This is a genomic window from Nocardioides sp. P5_C9_2 (assembly GCF_054049555.1).
On the sequence record NZ_JBFUMD010000630.1, the window covers coordinates 1 to 1,764 of the forward strand.

General features: G+C 74.5%; 3 protein-coding genes. All 3 read left to right on the forward strand.

Features of this window, described 5'->3' with window-relative positions:
- Positions 1-167: 167 nt before the first annotated feature.
- Positions 168-839 (forward strand): GntR family transcriptional regulator, encoded by a 672-nt coding sequence (locus ACXJKL_RS20410; RefSeq protein WP_457208821.1) that lies wholly within the window; start codon positions 168-170, stop codon positions 837-839.
- Entirely contained in the window at positions 836-1,300 is a 465-nt protein-coding gene (locus ACXJKL_RS20415; protein WP_457208822.1) for a (2Fe-2S)-binding protein, read from the forward strand. The genes ACXJKL_RS20410 and ACXJKL_RS20415 overlap by 4 nt, the downstream gene beginning before the upstream one ends.
- The coding region (locus ACXJKL_RS20420; RefSeq protein ID WP_457208823.1) for a molybdopterin cofactor-binding domain-containing protein at positions 1,297-1,764 on the forward strand (468 nt) is incomplete at its 3' end. The genes ACXJKL_RS20415 and ACXJKL_RS20420, both read left to right, overlap by 4 nt.

Sequence of the window (1,764 nt, forward strand, 5' to 3'; positions counted from 1 at the left end):
GTCGAGGTCCTGCGTACGGCGGGGGTCGAGGTCCTCGACGGGCCCACCGCGAGCCGGGGCCCGGCCGAGGGCAACCGGTGGATCTACTTCCGCAGCCCGTGGGGGATGCAGTTCGAGCTGGTGTCCGCCCCGGGAGGCAAGCGCTGGGACCGGGAGAATCCCCGACCATGAGCGAGACGAGCGGCACCACGGGCAGCAGCACGGGCATCGGCAGCACCCGCGTCGCGGCGTACCTCCGCGAGGCGATCCTGGGCGGTGAGCTCAAGCCCGGCGACCGGATCCGGCAGGAGGAGGTCGCCGAGCGCCTCGGCGCGAGCCGGCTGCCGGTGCGCGAGGCCCTGCGGATGCTCGAGGCCGAGGGCCTCACCGAGCACGAGGCCCACAAGGGCGCCCGGGTGCCCCGGCTGTCGCCGCACGAGGTGGACGTGGTCTACCGGATGCGCGAGCGCCTCGAACCGCTGGCCCTCGCCGAGAGCATGCCGCAGCTCGGACCCGACGAGCACGCGCAGCTCGAGGAGGTGCAGCAGCGGATCGAGGACAACGAGGACCTCGAGAAGTTCCTCGACCTCGACCGCGAGTTCCACATGCTCACCTACTCCGGCTGCCACATCGACCCGCTGATGTCCAACGTGACGCGGCTGTGGAACTCCACCCAGCACTACCGACGCGCGTTCGTCGCGCTGGGCGGTCGCAGCCGGATGTGGGTGGTCAACTCCGAGCACCGGCTGATCCTCGACGCCGTGGTCCGCCGCGACGCCGACGACGGCGAGCGCTTCCTCGGCGGGCACATCCGGCGCACCCGCATCGAGCTCTCCCACCACCCGGAGGTCTTCGGGTGACCGGCTTCGAGGTCAACGGCACGCCCGTCGAGGTCGGCGGCGACCCGGACACGCCGCTGCTGACGGTGCTGCGCGACGACCTCGGCCTCGTCGGCACCCGCTTCGGCTGCGGACAGGGACTGTGCGGCGCCTGCCACGTCGTCCTCGACGGCGCCGTCGTCCCGTCGTGCCAGACCCCGGTGTGGCAGGCCGAGGGCCGCGCGGTCACCACTGTCGAGGGGCTCTCCGCCGACGGCACGCCGCACCCCGTGCAGCGCGCGATCCTCGACCGGCAGGCCGCGCAGTGCGGCTTCTGCATCTCCGGGATCGTGGTCCGCGCGGCCGCCCTGCTCGACGCCGAGCCCGACGCCGACGCCGCCCGGGTGGCCGAGGCGCTCGACGGCAACCTGTGCCGCTGCGGGGCGCACCGCCGGATCGTCGACGCCGTCCTCGCCGCCCGGACGCAGCCGGCCACGTCATGACCGAGCTGCCCCCGCACGTCATCACCAACCCCCGGCTCGGCAGCTGGGTGGCGGTGGACGGCGGGGTGGACGGTGGGGTGGACGGTGGGGTGGTCGAGGTGCGGGTCGGCAAGGCCGAGCTCGGCCAGGGCATCGCCACCGCGCTCGCCCAGCTCGCCGCCGACGCGCTGGCACTCCCGCTCGACCGGATCCGGATGGTCGCGCCACACACCGCGCTCGGTCCCGACCAGGGCCTCACCGCCGGCAGCCTGTCGGTGCTRCAGACCGGCCCGGCGCTGGCCCACGTCGGCGGCACGGTGCGGGCGCTGGCCGGGCCGACGTCGCCGGTGGAGGAGTACGTCGCCCGCATCGCCGGGCTCGACCCGACTCTCGACCTGACGACCGTGGAGCCCCTCGCTCCGGTCGCGGCGGTGGCCGTCGGTCGCAGCGAGCCGCGGCTCGACCTGCCCGACAAGGTCCTCGGA

Excerpts from the sequence above, each read along its gene's own strand:
- ACXJKL_RS20410 (WP_457208821.1), top strand. The coding sequence starts at position 168 with ATGAGCGAGACGAGCGGCACCACGGGCAGCAGCACGGGCATCGGCAGC.